Here is a 14,879-nt window from a genome sequence, read left to right as displayed (position 1 = left end):
GTTTAGAAGTTCGCTTGGACCGCGCAAGGGAGCGACCCGCTCAGCCGCGCTTCAGGCCTTTTCGAGCGTGCACTGCAGCGGATGCTGGTTCTCGCGAGCGAAGTCGATCACCTGGCTGACCTTGGTCTCGGCGACTTCGTAGGTGAAGACGCCGCACACCGCGACGCCCTGCTGGTGAACCTGGAGCATGACCCGGGTCGCGTCCTCGATGCTCATCGAGAAGAATTGCTGGAGCACCAGCACGACGAACTCCATCGGAGTATAATCGTCGTTGAGCATCAACACCTTGTAGTTGCTCGGCTTGCGGGTGCGCGGACGGGTGCGGACGGCGACGCCGCGCTCGATCTCTTCGATGCCGTCGCCCTGCCCGGGCGCATCGTCTTCGGGACCCATGTGGTTCGGACTGATCATTGTGGCCCTAGATATGGCACGGCCCGGACCATTGCCAAGCGCCGACGGCCGCTGGACGCCCGAACCTGCGCAAAAAGCATGGCCGTCGTCCCCAAAGCAAAGCGGCCGCCCCCCGGAGGAGTGGGGGGCGGCCGGCACTTACCTGACAGGAGGAGGAGTTATCAGGCAGTGATCTCGTTGATCTTCTCGGCACTGAGCGCGGCGCGGGTCGACAGCGGCTGGAACGCCTCGCCGGCGAGCTTGACCATCGACTCGGCGAAGCGGCTGCCCTCGGCGACCATGCGGTCGAACTGGGTGCGGGCGATCTCGCTCTGCAGCTGGAAGAACTCGGTCGGCGAACCGGCCTGGGTCAGGCTGCGGACCTGCTGGGCGGTCTGCTCGAAGTTCTCGCGAGTGCGGGCAAGCGCTTCCTGGCCCAGGGTCTGGGCGCCGGCGGCGGCGATCTTGCCGGTCTCGACCAGCGCTTCGACGTTGGCGCGGGTCAGCTCGACGAGCTCACCGGCGGCCTTCTGCGAACGCTCGGCGAACTGCTGGCCACGCTCGCTGGCGTCGGCGAACAGGGTCTGGAACTTGTCGGCGCCCGGCAGGGCGGTCGAAAATTGGTTCATCCAGTTGGTCGCATCATAGTTCATGATCTGGTCCTTAGGTTCGGCCGGCGCGGACGCCGGAGCATTGGTGGCCTTGGCGGCCGAATTAATCGCCTTGCGGGCCCGCGGCTTGCGCTCGGTCCGCACCCGGCGGGCATTGACCTTCGCGACCGCAGCGACGACGGTCGGGGTGACCTCGGCCTCGTCGCCGCTGGTCTCTACGATGTCATTCGGGTTATCGGTCACGAAGGGTTCCTTGATGTTGCACTGCACAATATAGTGCGCTGCAGCGAGAATCAAGTCCTAATTCGCACCTGCAGCATTGACGAATTCGGCGGCGCCGAGCCATAGGTCCGCATGGACCAGCCACTCCGCTCGCGTCGCGGCCTTTTGATCGTCTTGTCGTCCCCGTCCGGCGCCGGAAAATCCACCATTTCGCGCCTGCTGCTTGGCGCCGATCCCGAAGTCACCATGTCGATCTCGGCGACCACCCGTCCCCCGCGGCCAGGCGAGCGCGACGACCGCGACTATCATTTCGTCGACGATGGCGAGTTCGACCGGCTGATCGACGCGGGCGAGTTCGTCGAATGGGCGCCGGTGTTCGATTATCGCTACGGCACTCCCAAGGCGCCGGTGAAAGCCGCGCTCAAGGCCGGCCGCGACATTCTGTTCGATATCGACTGGCAAGGCACCCAGCAGCTCGAAGCGGCGATGGGTGAGGATCTAGTGCGGATCTTCATTCTTCCGCCTTCGATGGACGAACTCGAACGCCGCCTGCGGAGCCGCGCGACCGATAGCAACGATGTGGTTGCCTACCGCATGGAGCGTGCCGCCAGCGAGATCAGTCACTGGCCCGAATATGATTACGTGCTGATCAACCGCGACATGGAGTCGTGCCTAGACCAGGTCCGCGCGATTGTTGTCGCCGAGCGGTTGAAGCGCCAGCGGCAGATCGGGCTCGTGCCCTTCGTCCGCGACCTCGTCGCCGCGCGCTAGTCGAGCAGGCTCAGCAGCCGCGCGGCGGCCAGGAAATCGCGTTCGCGATTGCGCAGCGCGGCGGCGGCCTCGGCATCTTCGCCCCATTGGTCGCGTTGCCAGATATCGTCGACTGTCACCGCCGCCCACGCCTCGGCAGGGCTGACTTCCTCCTCGAGCACCGCCAGTGCAGCCACCAGCGACCCGCCGATCGTCACCAGCGGCGACAGCGCTGCAAGACGGAACGGATCGAGCGCCGCAACCGCATGGCCGAGCTTGCGCACGGTATCCTCAGGTTGGGCGACGAAGGTCACCCCCGCGGTGACTGCAAAATCGATGTCGAAACGGCGGCGCGCCCACTGAAGCAGCGGGTCCCACGCGACCGTTTGGCGCTCGACCAGCGGCCGCGGCCCGTCCGCGCGGTAGGCGAACAGGTCACTCTCGGCATAGCGCGCAAGGTCGGCGGCGAAGGCGTCGCGCTGCGGAGCAATGCGGTCGATCGCGGCGTTGGCGAGCCCGGTGAGCGGCATCGCCCGCGGATCGACCTCGTCCGGACTGTCGCGCCACTCGTCGGCGATGGCGTCGGCCAAGCCCTGCGTCGGCACCAGCAGGGACGCGCGCGCCGGGGTGCGCAGCGGGCGGCCATCGAGCGTGATCCCGAAGCCGTCGGCGCCGTCCGTGACCGCGACGTCCTTCCAGAAACGCTTCACTTTGATCAGTTCCCGCGTGGCCGAACCAACCGAGGCGCCAGCAGCGCTTCCGCCAGCCCCGCCATCGCCAGCGGAATGCCGAGGAATGGCTGGCCGCCACGGGTCATGAGGTCGGTGAAGGTGATCGCCACGCCAAGGATGAAGATGAGCGCGCCGCTGATCCGCAGCGCGGCGAACAGCAGGAAGGCGCGCTTGCCGGGCTCGTCGGTCATTCGGCCGCCTGCGCGATCAGCCGGTTCATCAGGTCGTGCACCTCGGCCGGGTCGCGAGCGAGCGCGTGCGCCCCGGCGCGCTGGAGCTCGGCGCCGTCGTGGTAGCCCCACAGCGCCCCGACTGCGTGGGCACCCGCCGCGCGCGCCATGCCCATGTCCCAGCCCGTGTCGCCGATCACCACCGACTGCTCGGGCGTGGCCCCAGCCTCCATCATCGCTTCGAGCGCCATCGACGGGTCGGGCTTGCTCGGATGGCGGTCGGCGGTCTGGAGTGAGACGAAGCGGTCGAGGAGCTGGTTGGCGGTGAGGCAATGGTGCAGCCCGCGGTCGGACTTGCCGGTGGCGATAGCGAGCAGCCAGCCGTCCGCGGTCAGCGCATCGAGCAGCGGCGCAATTCCCTCGAACAGCGGCTCGGCGACGGCGCCGCGCCGGCGGAGGTCGACGAAGGCGTCGCGATAGGTCGAAGCCATCCGCTCATGCTCAATATCATCGGCATCAGGTGCCAGAAATGCCATCGCCTCGGTCAGGCTGAGGCCGATCACCCGTTGCGCTTCGACGCGCGGCGGAACGGCTCGATCGTGGGCGGCGAAGGTTTCGCTGAGCGCGGTGTGGATGCTGTGGCCGCTGTCGACCAACGTCCCGTCGCAATCGAAGATGGCGAGGCGGGTCATCGGCGCTTGGCCGCCACCGGCGCCCCGCGCGAGCGCCGCTCTCCCCGGCGCTCTTTGCGCCGGTCCTTCGCCGCCGCGCTCGCCGCGCGCTTCTTGGCTTCGGGCGTCTTCTTGGGGGTCTCGAGCGGCAGGCTGTCGCCGGCAAGCGGATCGAAGCCGAGCGTCGCCAGGCTTTCCGCGAAGTGCGCCGGCAACTCGGCCGACACGTCAATTATCCCGCCCGGCGCGTCGATCTTCAGCCGGCGGGCGTGGAGGTGAAGCTTGCGGCTGATCCCGCCGGTCAGGAACGCCTCCGCCCCCCCATATTTGGCGTCGCCGACGATCGGGTGGCCGAGATGCGCCATGTGCGCGCGCAGCTGGTGCGTACGGCCGGTCAGCGGCTGCAATTCGACCCACGCAGCGCGGTTGCCGGCGCGGTCGACCACCCGCCACTTGGTCCGCGCCGCCTGGCCATCCTCGGCGACATGCATCTTTTCGCCGCCGCTCCCCGGCTGCTTGGCGAGCGGCGCGTCGATCAGCCCCTCGTCGAGCGACGGCACGCCATTGATCAGCGCCCAATAGACTTTCCGCGCGGTGCGCCCCGAGAAGCTCTTCGAGAAGAAAGCGGCCGCCCGTGCCGAGCGCGCTACCAGCAGGACCCCGCTCGTATCCTTGTCGAGCCGATGAACCAGTTTGGGCCGGCTGTCGGGATCGTCGGTCAGTCCGTCGAGCAGCCGATCGAGGTGCTGGGTGGTCTTGGTCCCACCTTGCGTGGCGAGCCCCGGGGGTTTGTTGAGGACGAAGGCATCGGGCGTCCGCGCGATCACCATCTCGCGGACGAAGCTCTTTTCGTCCTCGGTCAGTGGATCGCGGCGCGGCTGGGGGCGGGCCGAGCGGACCGGCGCAGCCTCGGGCGGCGGCATCCGAATGCTCTGCCCGGTCTGGAGCCGGTCGCCCGGAGTCGCCTTGTTGCCGTTGAGCCGGAGCTGGCCGGTCCGCGCCCAGCGCGAGACGAGGTTGAAGCTGACTTCGGGCAGGTGCCGCTTGAACCAGCGGTCCAGGCGGATGCCGTCGTCGTCCTCGGCGACGGTGAAAGTGCGCGGCTCTTGGCTCATCGCCGCGCCCTAGCGGGTGGGAAGCGGCTTCGCAAAGCGCATGGAGGTGCGCTCGTAGCCGAGGTGCCGATAGAAGGCGTGCGCTTCGCGCAGGCGATCGTTGCTGGTGACCTCGACGATCCCGCAGCCGAGCTTGGTCAAGCGCCGTTCGGCTTCCTCGACCAGCCGGCGGCCGAGCCCCTTGCCACGCGCCGCCTCGGCCAAGACCAGCACGGTGATCCGTCCGAGCGGGGGATCGCGGTGGGGCATGCGGGTCGCATGGAACCCGCAGGCGCCGAGCAGGGTCTTGCCCTCGGCCACGACCAGTACCGGCTCGCCGGTCTTCGCCAGCGCGGTGAGGTTGCTGCGCACCCTGGCGGGCGAGATGGTGTGACCGAGCAATGCGAACAGCCCGGCGAGCTGGGCGGCGTCCGTCGCCTTAGCTTCGCGGAGAATCGGTTCCGGCGTTGCCTTGGGTGGCGCAGGCTTCCGTACCGCGGGCGGCTTATTGGGAGGAGAGGGCCGGCGCTTGGCTTCCTGGGTCGCTCCGCTCGCGCGCAAACTTTGCCGCCAGTCGGTCCGGTCGAGCCCGCGCAGATACTCCTCGATCTCCTCCGCGCTTGCCCGCAGGGCCCGCTTGCCGCGGATGCCGAACACCGCGTCGCCCGCTGCGTCTGTCAGTCCGAACATTCCGAAGCCCGGCTTGTCCGGCGTCCGCACGCGTGAGCGCTTGAGTTTGAGTCCGCGATTGCGGGCGAGTTCGGCGAGCGCGTCGGCGTCCATCATAGCGTGTCGAGCACATGCAGCACGAGGCCGACGAGACCGCCGACCAACGTGCCGTTGATCCGGATATATTGAAGGTCGCGGCCGACCGCCGCCTCGAGCCTTGCCGTGATCGTCCGTGCGTCCCAGCCGCGGATGGTCTCGCTCACCAGCTTGACGATCGAGCCGCCGTAGGTGGCGGCCATCCCGGCCACCGCGCGCCGGCCGAACTGGTTGACCGCGGTGCGGATTCGCGGGTCGCTCTCGAGGGTTCCGCCCATCGACCGGAGGACCTCGCCGAGCTTGCCGGCCAGCGCCGCGTCGGGATTGCGCGCCGAGGCGATGATCGCTGACCGGCCCTTCTGCCACAGCGTGTCGAGCCAGCTCGCGACCGAACGATTGGCGAGCAATTCTTCCTTCCAGCCCTCGACGCGGGCGCGGGTCTCCGGATCTTCCTGCAGATCGCGGGCGAGGTCGGCCAGCGCCGCCTCGATCTTCTGACGAACCGGATGCTCGGGATCGGTGCTCATCTCGATCGTCAGCTTGCGCATGCCTTCCATGATCGAGTCCGACAGTTTCTCGTCGAGGCCGGCGAGGCGAAGAACCCAGCTCGCGCGCTTCTTGACCATCTCGCGGATCAGGCTCTCGTTGGCGTCGAGCATGCGGGCGATGGCGCGGATCGCCGCCTCGAGCATCGGGACGTGGCGATCCTCGCTGATCGCCGAAGCGAGCGCGGCGCCGATCACCGCCGCGACCTCGGCCTGGCGCAGGCGCGAGGAAATGGCGGTCTTGACGATCCCACCGAGCCGCTCGTCGTCGAGCGCTTCGAAAATGTCGGCGATCAGTCGCGACGCACCCTGACGGATGCGCAGCGCCTTGCCCTCGCTCTCGATAGGCGCCTGGAGGAACCGGCCCGCCGCACCCGCCAGGTCGATGGTGCGCATCCGTCTGGCGATGACCGAGGCGGTCAGGAAGTTGTCGCGGAGGAACTGCGCCAGCGTGTCGCCGATGCGATCCTTGTTGCGCGGGATGATCGCGGTGTGCGGAATCGGCAGGCCGAGCGGGTGACGGAACAAGGCGGTTACCGCGAACCAGTCGGCCAGCCCGCCGACCATCGCGGCCTCGGCAAAGGATTTGACGTAGGAAAGCCACGGCCAGCGCGGCTCGAATATACGCGTGACGACGAACAGCGCCGCCATCACGAGCAACAGACCAGTTGCCACCACCTTCATCCCCGCGGCGCCCGGCTGGACGGGGTTGAAGCGCGCCAGGGGACGGCGGGCAGGGGGCTCGGCGCGGTGCATCACCACATTAATCGCCGAGCCGCCCGTCGGTTCACTCCGCCGGCTGCGGCGCTCCGCCCTGATAGGGAATCGTGCCCTCGGGGAGCGTGTGGGCGCTGTCGCCGATCACCCGCTTGAACAGTCGCGCGATGCGGGTCTCGAGGCTGATCGCGATCGAGAAATAGCTCGGCACCAGCACCAGCGTCAGCAGTGTCGAGAACAGCAGGCCGCCGATCACCACCACGCCCATCGGCGCCCGCCAGCTCGCGTCGCCGCTGAGCGACACCGCAATCGGGATCATGCCCGCGACCATCGCGACTGTGGTCATCACGATCGGCTGGGCACGCTTGTGACCCGCCTCGATGATCGATTCGTCCTTGGGCACGCCGTGGTTCATCATCTCCACCGCGAAATCGACCAGCAGGATCGAGTTCTTGGCGACGATCCCGAACAGCATCAGGATTCCGATCAGCACTGGGAGGCTGACCGGGTTGCCGGTGACGTGAAGCGCCACCGCCGCGCCCAGCGGGGCGAGCAGAAGCGAACCCATGTTGACGAACGGGGCGAGGAACCGGCGGTAGAGCAGCACCAGCACCGCGAACACCAGCAACACGCCGCTGATTAGGGCGATGGCGAAGTAGAAGAGCAGTTCCGCCTGCCACTTCTGGTCGCCGAGACTGAGCTTGGTCACTCCATCGGGCAGGTGCTTGAGGGTCGGGAGTTCGTAGACCTTCTTGTAGGCGTCACCGCTGACCACGCCGGGGGCCAGATCGGCGCCGACGGCGATGCGACGCACCTGATTGGTCCGCTGGACCGTCGTCGGGCCAGCACCGAAGACGATTTCCGACACGGCCTTCAGTGGCACCGAGCCGCCGCTGGTGGTGGGCACCGGCAGATTCTCGAGCGTCGACAGGTCGCGGCGCTGATATTCGCTCAGCGCTACGCGGATCGGGACCTGACGATCGGCCAGGCTGAACTTGGCGCTGTTCTGATCGATGTCGCCGATGGTCGCGATGCGGATCGTGTTGCTTAGCGCTGCGGTCGTCACGCCGAGATTGGCGGCGAGGTCGAATCGCGGCTTGATCTGGATCTCGGGCCGAACGAGGTCGCCCTGCGTGCGCGGTGCGCGCAGTTCAGGGATCGTCGCCATCTCGTCGGCAATCTTGTTGGCGGTCTGCTCGAGCAGGTCGGGATTGTCGCCGCCGAGGAAGATGGTGATGTCGCGGCCGCCCGAACCGCCGTCGGGGCCGCCGCCCATCTGGCTCTGGAAGTTGACGCGAGCATCGGGGATCGCCGCGAGCTTGGGAGTCAGGTTGCGCTCGAACTGGGTCGAGGTGACCTTGCGGTCGGGCTTGAGGACGATGTTCACCGACGCCGAACCGACGCTGATCCGCTCGAACACGCGCTCGACGGAGGGATCCTGGCTGACGATGGCCGCGACCCGGTCGGCGACCTGCTCGGTTTGCTGCAGCGTCGTTCCCGGCGGCAGGTTGATGCGCGCCCGGCTGTAATCGACGTTGACCGCCGGCTGGAAGGTCATCGACAGGGTCGAGAAGAGCACTACCGTCAGCGCCAGCGCGCCGAACCCGATGCCGACCATGTAGAGCCGGTGATCGTAGATCAGCGACTTGAGCTTGTTGCCGATGGTCGGGCGGCGCTCGGCGCGATAGGCGCGCGCCTTGCTGTCGTCGATGCTCCACTTGAGTACCGACAGATAGCGATCCATCACCGCGCCAGCGGCATGCGGCTCCTCGCCGTGCGACTTCAGGAAATAAGCCGCGATCAGCGGCGTGATCATGCGGGCGACTAGCAGGCTCATTAGCACCGCGATTACGACCGTATAGCCGAAGCTCTTGAAGAACTGGCCCGAGATGCCAGGCATCAGCGCGACCGGCAGGAACACCGCGACGATCGCCATGGTTGTCGCCAGCACCGCCAGCCCGATCTCGTCGGCGGCGTCGATCGACGCCTGCCAGGCGGTTTTACCCATTCGCATGTGGCGGACGATGTTCTCGATTTCCACGATTGCGTCGTCGACCAGAACACCTGCCACCAGGCTCAGCGCGAGCAGCGACAGCCCGTTCAGGGTAATCCCCATCAGGTCCATGAACCAGAAGGCAGGGATTGCCGAGAGCGGGATCGCCAGCGCCGAAATCAGCGTCGCGCGGATGTCGCGAAGGAACAGCAGCACCACCAGCACCGCCAGCACCGCGCCCTCGATCAGGCCGTGCATCGCCGATTTATACTGGTCCTTGGTATATTGGACCTGGTTGACGATCTCGCGGAACTTGATGCGCGGATTCTCCGCCTCGATCTTGTGCAATTCCTTCCAGGCATTGTCGTAGACGGTGACTTCCGACGAGCCGCGGGCGCGACTGACGTTGAAGCTGATCACCTGCCGGCCGTTCATCTTGGCCATCGAGCGCTGCTCGGAATAGCTATCCTTGACCTGACCCAGATCGGCCAGCCGAACCATCCGCCCGCCGCCGACCGCGACCATCGATTGCGACAGCGCGTAAGCGTCCTTGGCGTTGCCAAGCACGCGGACCGATTGTTCGGACCCGGCCACTTCGGCGCGTCCACCGGTGGCGTTGATATTGGTCTGCCGCAGCTGCTGGTTGACCTGTGCGGCGGTGATGCCCTGCGCCTGGAGCGCGGCGGGATCGAGGATGACCTTGATCTCGCGGTCGACCCCGCCTTCGCGGCTCACCGCAGCGACGCCCTCGACCGACAGCAAGCGCCGGCTGACATTATTGTCGATGTACCAGCTGAGCTGCTCGAGGCTCATGTCGTTGGTTTCGGCGGCGGCGAACAGGATCGGGTCGCCCGAAGTGTCGACGCGCTGCACCTGCGGTTCGAGGATGCCGTCGGGCAGGTCGCTGCGGATTTGCGAGATGGCGTTGCGCATGTCCTCGACCGCACGGTCGATCGGAGTTCCGATCACGAATTGGACGGAAGTCTGGCTGCTGCCCTCGCGGACGGTGGAGTTGATCTCGTCGACTCCGTTCACGCCGCGAAGCGCGGCTTCGACCTTCTGGGTGACCTGATTCTCCATCTCCGACGGAGCGGCGCCCGGCTGCGAGATCGAGACGAAGGCGATCGGGAAGTCGACGTCCGGGTTGTTGTTCACCTCCATCCGGCTGAAGGCGACCAGGCCGGCCAGCAGCAGCCCGATGAACAGCACGATCGGCGGCACCGGGTTGCGGATGCACCAGGCGGAAATATTGCGGAAACTCATCGGTCCGTCCTTTGAGCCTGAGGCTTAGCGAGCCGCCGCCTGGCGGCGCGGGCTGACCTTCTGGCCGGGGTTGAGGAACGGCCCGGCCGAGAGGACCACGGCTTCGCTGCCGTCCAGGCCCTGCGCCACGGTGACGCCGGCATCGTTGACGTCGCCGAGCTTGATCGCGCGCCGTTCGACTTCGTTCTTGGCATTGACGATGTAGACGTAGTTGCCGTCGGCGTCGGACAGCACCGCGCTTTGCGGCAGCACCGGCGCGGTGGTCGCGCCGGCGGCGACGCGCGCATCGGCGAACCCACCCGGGCGAATGTCGGTCGAGTAGGGGATCGCGATCCTTACTTCGCCAAGGCGGCTGGTGGGGTCGATCACTGGCGCAACCTGCCAGACGCTGCCGCTGACACCGCGCTGCGCCCCGATTGGCGTAACCGTCGCGGGGAGGCCGACTCGGATGGCGGCGAGATCCTGCTGGCTGACCTGCGCGCGCATCTCCATCTCGCCGCCCTTGGCGATCCGGAACAGGCTCTGGCTGCCGGCGCCGATTACCTGGCCGACCTCGAGATTGCGCTGGAGGACCAGGCCGCTCGTCGGCGCCTTGATGTCGAGCAGGCCGATGCCCGCGCGGGTCGCGCCGAGCTGCGCCTGCGAGACGCGGATTTGCGCGCGCGCCTGATCGAGCGTCGCGCGGCGGCTCTCGAGCTCTGCCTTGGAGATGAAGCCGCGGTTCACCAGCGCGGCGGCGCGGTCGTAATTGGCTTGTGCCAGCTCGGCCGAAGCGCGCGCGCTATCGACCGCGGCGGACAATTGCGCCGCCGTCTGGGTCTGCACCGAGCGATCGACGGTCGCCAGCGTCTGCCCGGCATTCACCCAGCTGCCCGCATCGACCAGAACCGCGGTGACCCGGCCGCCGCTGCCCGCGGCACCGACCGGTTGGTCGCGGCGAGCCGCGATCGCGCCCGTGGCGGAGATGACGCGCCCGACTTGGCTGCGGCCCGGGACGACCACGGTTACGGTCGGGATTTGCCCGCCCTTGCCGTTGGCAGCGGTGCCGGCTGCGGTCGAACCCTGCGGCGTTGCTTTGCGCGAATCGCTCATCAGCAGATAGGCGAGCAGCAACACCGCCACCGCGACAATCGCGCCCACCGCCAGATTGCGGTTACGCCGCGAGCGGTCGACCACGACCAGCGTGTCCGAGCGATCGAGCCTGGTCTCGCGATTCATGTCCAACGTCTTTCTTCCTGTGCCGTGTGGCAATTGCACCGAGCAAAGCTGTATTACTTCAGTAAAGCAGTCAGGGCAACAGGCCTCGATGATGTCGGTGCAGCAATGATTCTTCGATGAACGGTGGCACCAGTGTTGCCAACCGTCGTTTCGCTTGGGCAGATGGACGACGGCGCGGCGCACGGTCCGCGGCCTTGATGAAGGAGCGACAATGATCGGAGATCATGGGATCATCGGGACCATCGTGATCGGCCTCCTGGCCGGCGCGATCGCCAAGTTATTGATGCCGGGGAAAGATCCTGGCGGATGCCTGATCACCATCCTGCTCGGCATCGCCGGCGCGCTGCTGGCCAAATTCCTCGGCCAGATCCTCGGTCTTTATCGCCCCGACCAGAATGCCGGTTTCGTCGCCGCGGTCGTCGGTGCGTTCATCATCCTGTTCCTCTATCGCCTGATCGCCGGCCGCCGCCGCCTCTAGGGGCAAGGCTTGTTCATCTTCCCTCCATTCGGGGCGCGGCACAACCGAGCCGTATCCCGCTGGAGAAATGAAATGATGCGCACCGCCTGCCTGATTTTGGCCCTGAGCTTCGTCAGTGCGAGTGCGCCGGCGGCCGCGCAATCGGCGTCGGCGGTCGCTCTCGGAGGGACCCGCCTCGACATCGCCGCCACCGGTGAGGTGTCGCGGGTGCCCGATGTGGCGATCATCACCACCGGTGTCGTCACCCGCGCCGTCAATGCGTCCGATGCGCTGGCGCAGAATGCCGCGCGAGTCGAGCGCGTCCGCGCGGCAGTTCGCCGCGCTGGGGTGGCCGAGCGCGACGTCCAGACCAGCTCGGTCAATCTCAATCCTGACTACGTCTATGCCGAGGGCCAGCCGCCGCGCCTGACCGGCTATCAGGCGAGCAACCAGCTGAGCGTGCGCTTCCGCGATATCCGCACCTCGGGCGCGATCATCGACGCGCTGGTGGCGCAAGGTGCCAACCAGATCAGCGGGCCTAATCTCACCATCGACAAGCCCGAGGCTGCGCTAGACGAGGCTCGGACCAAGGCGCTCGCGGTCGGTCGCGCTCGCGCTGCGCTCTACGCGCGCTCGCTTGGGATGCAGGTGATCCGGCTGGTTTCGGTCAGTGAGGGCGGCGCAGCGCCGGTGGGGCCGGTGCCGATGGCGATGATGCGGACCGCCCGCGCCGCCGACACCGAGATCGTGCCGGGCGAGCAGCAGCTATCGGTGACGCTGCAGATGAGTTTTGAATTGCGCTAGCCGCGCGGGCGAATGCGGCGCGCGACGATCACCCCGCCGAGTACGAAATTGGCGCCAAGTAGCGCGATCAGCAGATTGGGTAGCGAGAAACCGGTGGGGTCGACCCGCGTCCCGAACAGCGGCGCGAGCAGCAACGCGCCTAGCGCTGCTCCGACCATGCCGAGCCCGATCAGCAGGATGATGCTGCGCGGTCGGTCGAACGCTCCGATCACGCTGGCAAGCCAGCCGATAGCAGCACCGCCGACGAGAATAAGCGTCCAGGTCCAGGGCATCGGCGGGGCCTAAACGCAAGAAGGCCGCGCTTCAATGACGAAGCGCGGCCCTCGAACTGGTGACGTTCGCTGTTAGCGGACGCTGCCGCGGCGAACCAGGTTCACGATCGCAAGCAGGACGATGGCGCCCAGCAGCGAGTACAGGAAGCTGGTCACGGTGATGCCGTGGTTGAGGTCGGCACCGCCGCCGAGCAGGAAGCCGGCAATCGCCGCGCCGATGATGCCGACGATGACGTTGAGGATGATGCCCTGCTGACCATCGGTCCGCATGACGAGGCTGGCGAGCCAACCGCAGATGCCGCCGACGACGAGCCAGATAATGATACCCATTTGCGTTCCCTCCTGTGTCATCCGCTATGTTTGCGGACCTTACGGGCACAAGACGCACCTACATGCTTCTTGTTCCGCCCCAGCAACAGCCGGGACAGGGAACGGTTCCGTAACGAACGCGCTACGTCAATAGCGCTGTTGGCGTTCGTAGACCGATCGGTAGTGCTGGATGCGGGTTACGCGCAGTCCCGGCATCCCGCTGCGGTCGACCGCGCGCTGCCAGCTGGCGAACTCCTCGAGGCTGAGGCTGTAGCGCTGACAGACCTCGTCCACCGTCAGCAGCCCCCCGGCCACCGCGGCGACGACCTCGGCCTTGCGCCGCACCACCCAGCGGGTCGTGCCGGCCGGCGGAAGCTTGTCCAGCGTCAGCGGCTCGCCGAGCGGGCCGATCACCTGATGCGGACGGAACTTCTGATTCTCTAACATTACTTCCTCAATGTCCGCTCTGGTGGACCTGCCGTAGGTTTACCCGCCATTGATTGAAAGATTGCTGAAACCGGCTGGTAAACGACATGGTTACTCCTGTTTGGCAGCTTGACGACGAAGCGCTGGTACCGCCGCGAACGCGCCAACCCACTCGACCGCGACAGGACGATCGCAATCGCGTCCCGCCAGAAAGCGCACCAGCGTGGCTTGCTCTTCCGGCGCCAGCGGCAACGCCGGCACGAAGGCCGTAGGCACGTGGCTCAATGGGTGGCGTCCCTGCTGCACATGGGCTGGGCCTAGCGGACGAGGGTGAACTTCGCGTAAAGAAGCGCCGCTCATGACCGTGGATTTTGCTCTCAACCGGCCCGCCGCGGCGGCTCGCATCGTCGTCGCCATGTCGGGCGGGGTCGACAGTTCGGTGGTCGCCGCGCTCGCCGCCCGCACTGGCGCGGAAGTGATCGGGGTAACGCTTCAGCTCTACGATCATGGCGAGGCGGTGAAGCGCAGCGGCAGTTGCTGTGCGGGGCAGGACATCTACGATGCCGCGCAGGTCTGCGAGGCGCTCGGCATCGCCCATTACGTGCTTGACTATGAGAGCCGTTTCCGCAGCGGGGTGATCGACCGCTTCGCCGATGACTATGCCCGCGGCCGCACTCCCGTACCCTGCTCACTGTGCAATCAGGGAGTGAAGTTCACCGACCTCGTCACCTTCGCGCGCGAACTTGGCGCCGACTGCCTGGCGACCGGCCATTACGTCCGGCGGGTGGTCGAGGCGGGCCGGGTTGAACTTCATCGCGGGCGGGATCCGCGGCGCGACCAGAGTTACTTCCTCTACGGCACCACCCGCGACCAGCTCGATTTCCTCCGCTTTCCGCTCGGCGACTTGCCCAAGGACGCCGTCCGCACCCTCGCTGCCGAGATTGGCCTCGCGGTCGCCGGCAAGCCCGACAGCCAGGACATCTGTTTCGTGCCCGACGGCAATTATGCCGGTCTGGTGAAGCGGCTCAGGCCAGAGACCGCCGCGCCGGGGGAGATCGTCGATCTCGCCGGGCGCGTGCTCGGCACGCATTCGGGCGTCATCCACTTCACCGTCGGGCAGCGGCGCGGGATCGAAATCGGCGGGCAGGCCGAGCCGCTTTACGTCATTCGCATCGAGCCTGAGACGCGCCGCCTCGTCGTCGGGCCGCGTGCCGCACTTGCCGTTCGCGAAGCTCGGGTCGAGCAGCTCAACTGGCTGGGCGAGGAACAGCGGGACGTCCAGGTTAAGGTCCGCTCACTGGCGTCGCCGGTGCCAGCCCGGCTCGCGGCCGACGCGGTGCATTTCTTGGCACCTGAATATGGCGTCGCGCCCGGTCAGTCGGCGGTGTTCTACGACGGCGACCGCATGCTCGGCGGCGGGGTGATCGCCAAGACGGTGGCCGCCGGTCTCGAGTTGGCCGCAGCCGACTGA

17 protein-coding genes are annotated in these 14,879 nt (G+C 67.1%); 4 read left to right on the top strand and 13 right to left on the bottom strand.

Translation table 11 applies throughout. The features are described from left to right. Positions 1–51 precede the first annotated feature (51 nt). Together clpS and GCU42_RS08460 are read right to left on the bottom strand one after the other, a co-directional pair. Positions 52–393, bottom strand: coding sequence for an ATP-dependent Clp protease adapter ClpS (gene clpS / locus GCU42_RS08465; protein WP_240309456.1), 342 nt, complete (start codon positions 391–393; stop codon positions 52–54). A gap of 179 nt (positions 394–572) precedes the next feature. After that, on the bottom strand, positions 573–1,244 hold the full coding sequence (locus GCU42_RS08460) for a phasin family protein (protein ID WP_152569520.1): 672 nt from the start codon (positions 1,242–1,244) through the stop codon (positions 573–575). 111 nt (positions 1,245–1,355) lie between these two features. Between GCU42_RS08460 and gmk the strand changes: the two genes are divergently transcribed. Beyond that, positions 1,356–1,994, top strand: a complete 639-nt coding sequence (gene gmk, locus GCU42_RS08455) for a guanylate kinase (protein ID WP_114227106.1) — start codon at positions 1,356–1,358, stop codon at positions 1,992–1,994. On the opposite strand, the gene GCU42_RS08450 is transcribed toward gmk, so the two are convergent. From GCU42_RS08450 to GCU42_RS08415, 8 genes are read right to left on the bottom strand one after another with little or no spacing between them, the layout of a single operon-like run. After that, complete coding sequence (locus GCU42_RS08450) at positions 1,991–2,683, bottom strand: ATP12 family chaperone protein (RefSeq protein WP_114227105.1); 693 nt, start codon at positions 2,681–2,683, stop codon at positions 1,991–1,993. The genes gmk and GCU42_RS08450 overlap by 4 nt on opposite strands. Before the next feature lie 5 nt (positions 2,684–2,688). Beyond that, positions 2,689–2,895: a hypothetical protein gene (locus GCU42_RS08445; RefSeq protein ID WP_114227104.1), complete on the bottom strand. Its 207-nt coding sequence runs from the start codon at positions 2,893–2,895 to the stop codon at positions 2,689–2,691. Continuing rightward, complete coding sequence (locus GCU42_RS08440) at positions 2,892–3,566, bottom strand: HAD-IA family hydrolase (protein ID WP_114227103.1); 675 nt, start codon at positions 3,564–3,566, stop codon at positions 2,892–2,894. Before GCU42_RS08440 ends, GCU42_RS08445 begins: the two co-directional genes overlap by 4 nt. After that, on the bottom strand, positions 3,563–4,660 hold the full coding sequence (locus tag GCU42_RS08435) for an RluA family pseudouridine synthase (protein ID WP_114227102.1): 1,098 nt from the start codon (positions 4,658–4,660) through the stop codon (positions 3,563–3,565). Before GCU42_RS08435 ends, GCU42_RS08440 begins: the two co-directional genes overlap by 4 nt. A gap of 9 nt (positions 4,661–4,669) precedes the next feature. After that, a complete protein-coding gene (locus GCU42_RS08430; RefSeq protein ID WP_114227101.1) occupies positions 4,670–5,425 on the bottom strand; it encodes a GNAT family N-acetyltransferase in 756 nt (251 codons plus the stop codon). Beyond that, entirely contained in the window at positions 5,422–6,705 is a 1,284-nt protein-coding gene (locus tag GCU42_RS08425) for a DUF445 domain-containing protein (protein ID WP_420496905.1), read from the bottom strand. The genes GCU42_RS08430 and GCU42_RS08425 overlap by 4 nt, the downstream gene beginning before the upstream one ends. A gap of 31 nt (positions 6,706–6,736) precedes the next feature. Next, a complete protein-coding gene (locus tag GCU42_RS08420) occupies positions 6,737–9,922 on the bottom strand; it encodes an efflux RND transporter permease subunit (RefSeq protein ID WP_114227100.1) in 3,186 nt (1,061 codons plus the stop codon). A gap of 24 nt (positions 9,923–9,946) precedes the next feature. After that, positions 9,947–11,140, bottom strand: coding sequence for an efflux RND transporter periplasmic adaptor subunit (locus GCU42_RS08415; RefSeq protein ID WP_114227099.1), 1,194 nt, complete (start codon positions 11,138–11,140; stop codon positions 9,947–9,949). 211 nt (positions 11,141–11,351) lie between these two features. On the opposite strand from GCU42_RS08415, the gene GCU42_RS08410 reads away from it, so the two are divergent. Together GCU42_RS08410 and GCU42_RS08405 are read left to right on the top strand one after the other, a co-directional pair. After that, on the top strand, positions 11,352–11,618 hold the full coding sequence (locus tag GCU42_RS08410) for a GlsB/YeaQ/YmgE family stress response membrane protein (protein WP_114227098.1): 267 nt from the start codon (positions 11,352–11,354) through the stop codon (positions 11,616–11,618). A gap of 72 nt (positions 11,619–11,690) precedes the next feature. Further along, entirely contained in the window at positions 11,691–12,401 is a 711-nt protein-coding gene (locus GCU42_RS08405) for an SIMPL domain-containing protein (RefSeq protein ID WP_335341008.1), read from the top strand. Here the strand turns inward: GCU42_RS08405 and GCU42_RS08400 are convergent. The 3 genes from GCU42_RS08400 to sciP all read right to left on the bottom strand — a co-directional run bounded on the left by GCU42_RS08400 (position 12,398) and on the right by sciP (position 13,429). Then, positions 12,398–12,673 carry a GlsB/YeaQ/YmgE family stress response membrane protein gene (locus GCU42_RS08400; RefSeq protein ID WP_114227097.1) on the bottom strand — a complete coding sequence of 92 codons (276 nt, stop codon included), beginning with the start codon at positions 12,671–12,673 and terminating at the stop codon, positions 12,398–12,400. The genes GCU42_RS08405 and GCU42_RS08400 overlap by 4 nt on opposite strands. A 72-nt stretch (positions 12,674–12,745) precedes the next feature. Next, positions 12,746–13,003, bottom strand: a complete 258-nt coding sequence (locus GCU42_RS08395) for a GlsB/YeaQ/YmgE family stress response membrane protein (protein WP_114227096.1) — start codon at positions 13,001–13,003, stop codon at positions 12,746–12,748. Between the two features lie 126 nt (positions 13,004–13,129). Then, a complete protein-coding gene (sciP, locus tag GCU42_RS08390) occupies positions 13,130–13,429 on the bottom strand; it encodes a CtrA inhibitor SciP (protein ID WP_114227095.1) in 300 nt (99 codons plus the stop codon). Positions 13,430–13,766: 337 nt separating this feature from the next. Here sciP and mnmA point away from each other — a divergent pair, with 337 nt between their 5' ends. After that, positions 13,767–14,879: a tRNA 2-thiouridine(34) synthase MnmA gene (mnmA, locus tag GCU42_RS08385; protein ID WP_114227094.1), complete on the top strand. Its 1,113-nt coding sequence runs from the start codon at positions 13,767–13,769 to the stop codon at positions 14,877–14,879.

It is taken from the genome of Sphingomonas ginsengisoli An et al. 2013 (assembly GCF_009363895.1).
Taxonomy (GTDB): domain Bacteria; phylum Pseudomonadota; class Alphaproteobacteria; order Sphingomonadales; family Sphingomonadaceae; genus Sphingomicrobium; species Sphingomicrobium ginsengisoli.
Note: the sequence above shows the minus strand (reverse complement) of the source record. Positions and strands in the feature narration are given on the sequence as shown.

Excerpts from the sequence above, each read along its gene's own strand:
- clpS (WP_240309456.1), bottom strand. The coding sequence starts at position 393 with ATGGGTCCCGAAGACGATGCGCCCGGGCAGGGCGACGGCATCGAAGAG.
- gmk (WP_114227106.1), top strand. The coding sequence starts at position 1,356 with ATGGACCAGCCACTCCGCTCGCGTCGCGGCCTTTTGATCGTCTTGTCG.
- GCU42_RS08445 (WP_114227104.1), bottom strand. The coding sequence starts at position 2,895 with ATGACCGACGAGCCCGGCAAGCGCGCCTTCCTGCTGTTCGCCGCGCTG.
- GCU42_RS08440 (WP_114227103.1), bottom strand. The coding sequence starts at position 3,566 with ATGACCCGCCTCGCCATCTTCGATTGCGACGGGACGTTGGTCGACAGC.
- GCU42_RS08435 (WP_114227102.1), bottom strand. The coding sequence starts at position 4,660 with ATGAGCCAAGAGCCGCGCACTTTCACCGTCGCCGAGGACGACGACGGC.
- GCU42_RS08430 (WP_114227101.1), bottom strand. The coding sequence starts at position 5,425 with ATGATGGACGCCGACGCGCTCGCCGAACTCGCCCGCAATCGCGGACTC.
- GCU42_RS08425 (WP_420496905.1), bottom strand. The coding sequence starts at position 6,705 with ATGCACCGCGCCGAGCCCCCTGCCCGCCGTCCCCTGGCGCGCTTCAAC.
- GCU42_RS08420 (WP_114227100.1), bottom strand. The coding sequence starts at position 9,922 with ATGAGTTTCCGCAATATTTCCGCCTGGTGCATCCGCAACCCGGTGCCG.
- GCU42_RS08415 (WP_114227099.1), bottom strand. The coding sequence starts at position 11,140 with ATGAATCGCGAGACCAGGCTCGATCGCTCGGACACGCTGGTCGTGGTC.
- GCU42_RS08410 (WP_114227098.1), top strand. The coding sequence starts at position 11,352 with ATGATCGGAGATCATGGGATCATCGGGACCATCGTGATCGGCCTCCTG.
- GCU42_RS08405 (WP_335341008.1), top strand. The coding sequence starts at position 11,691 with ATGATGCGCACCGCCTGCCTGATTTTGGCCCTGAGCTTCGTCAGTGCG.
- GCU42_RS08400 (WP_114227097.1), bottom strand. The coding sequence starts at position 12,673 with ATGCCCTGGACCTGGACGCTTATTCTCGTCGGCGGTGCTGCTATCGGC.
- GCU42_RS08395 (WP_114227096.1), bottom strand. The coding sequence starts at position 13,003 with ATGGGTATCATTATCTGGCTCGTCGTCGGCGGCATCTGCGGTTGGCTC.
- sciP (WP_114227095.1), bottom strand. The coding sequence starts at position 13,429 with ATGTTAGAGAATCAGAAGTTCCGTCCGCATCAGGTGATCGGCCCGCTC.
- mnmA (WP_114227094.1), top strand. The coding sequence starts at position 13,767 with ATGACCGTGGATTTTGCTCTCAACCGGCCCGCCGCGGCGGCTCGCATC.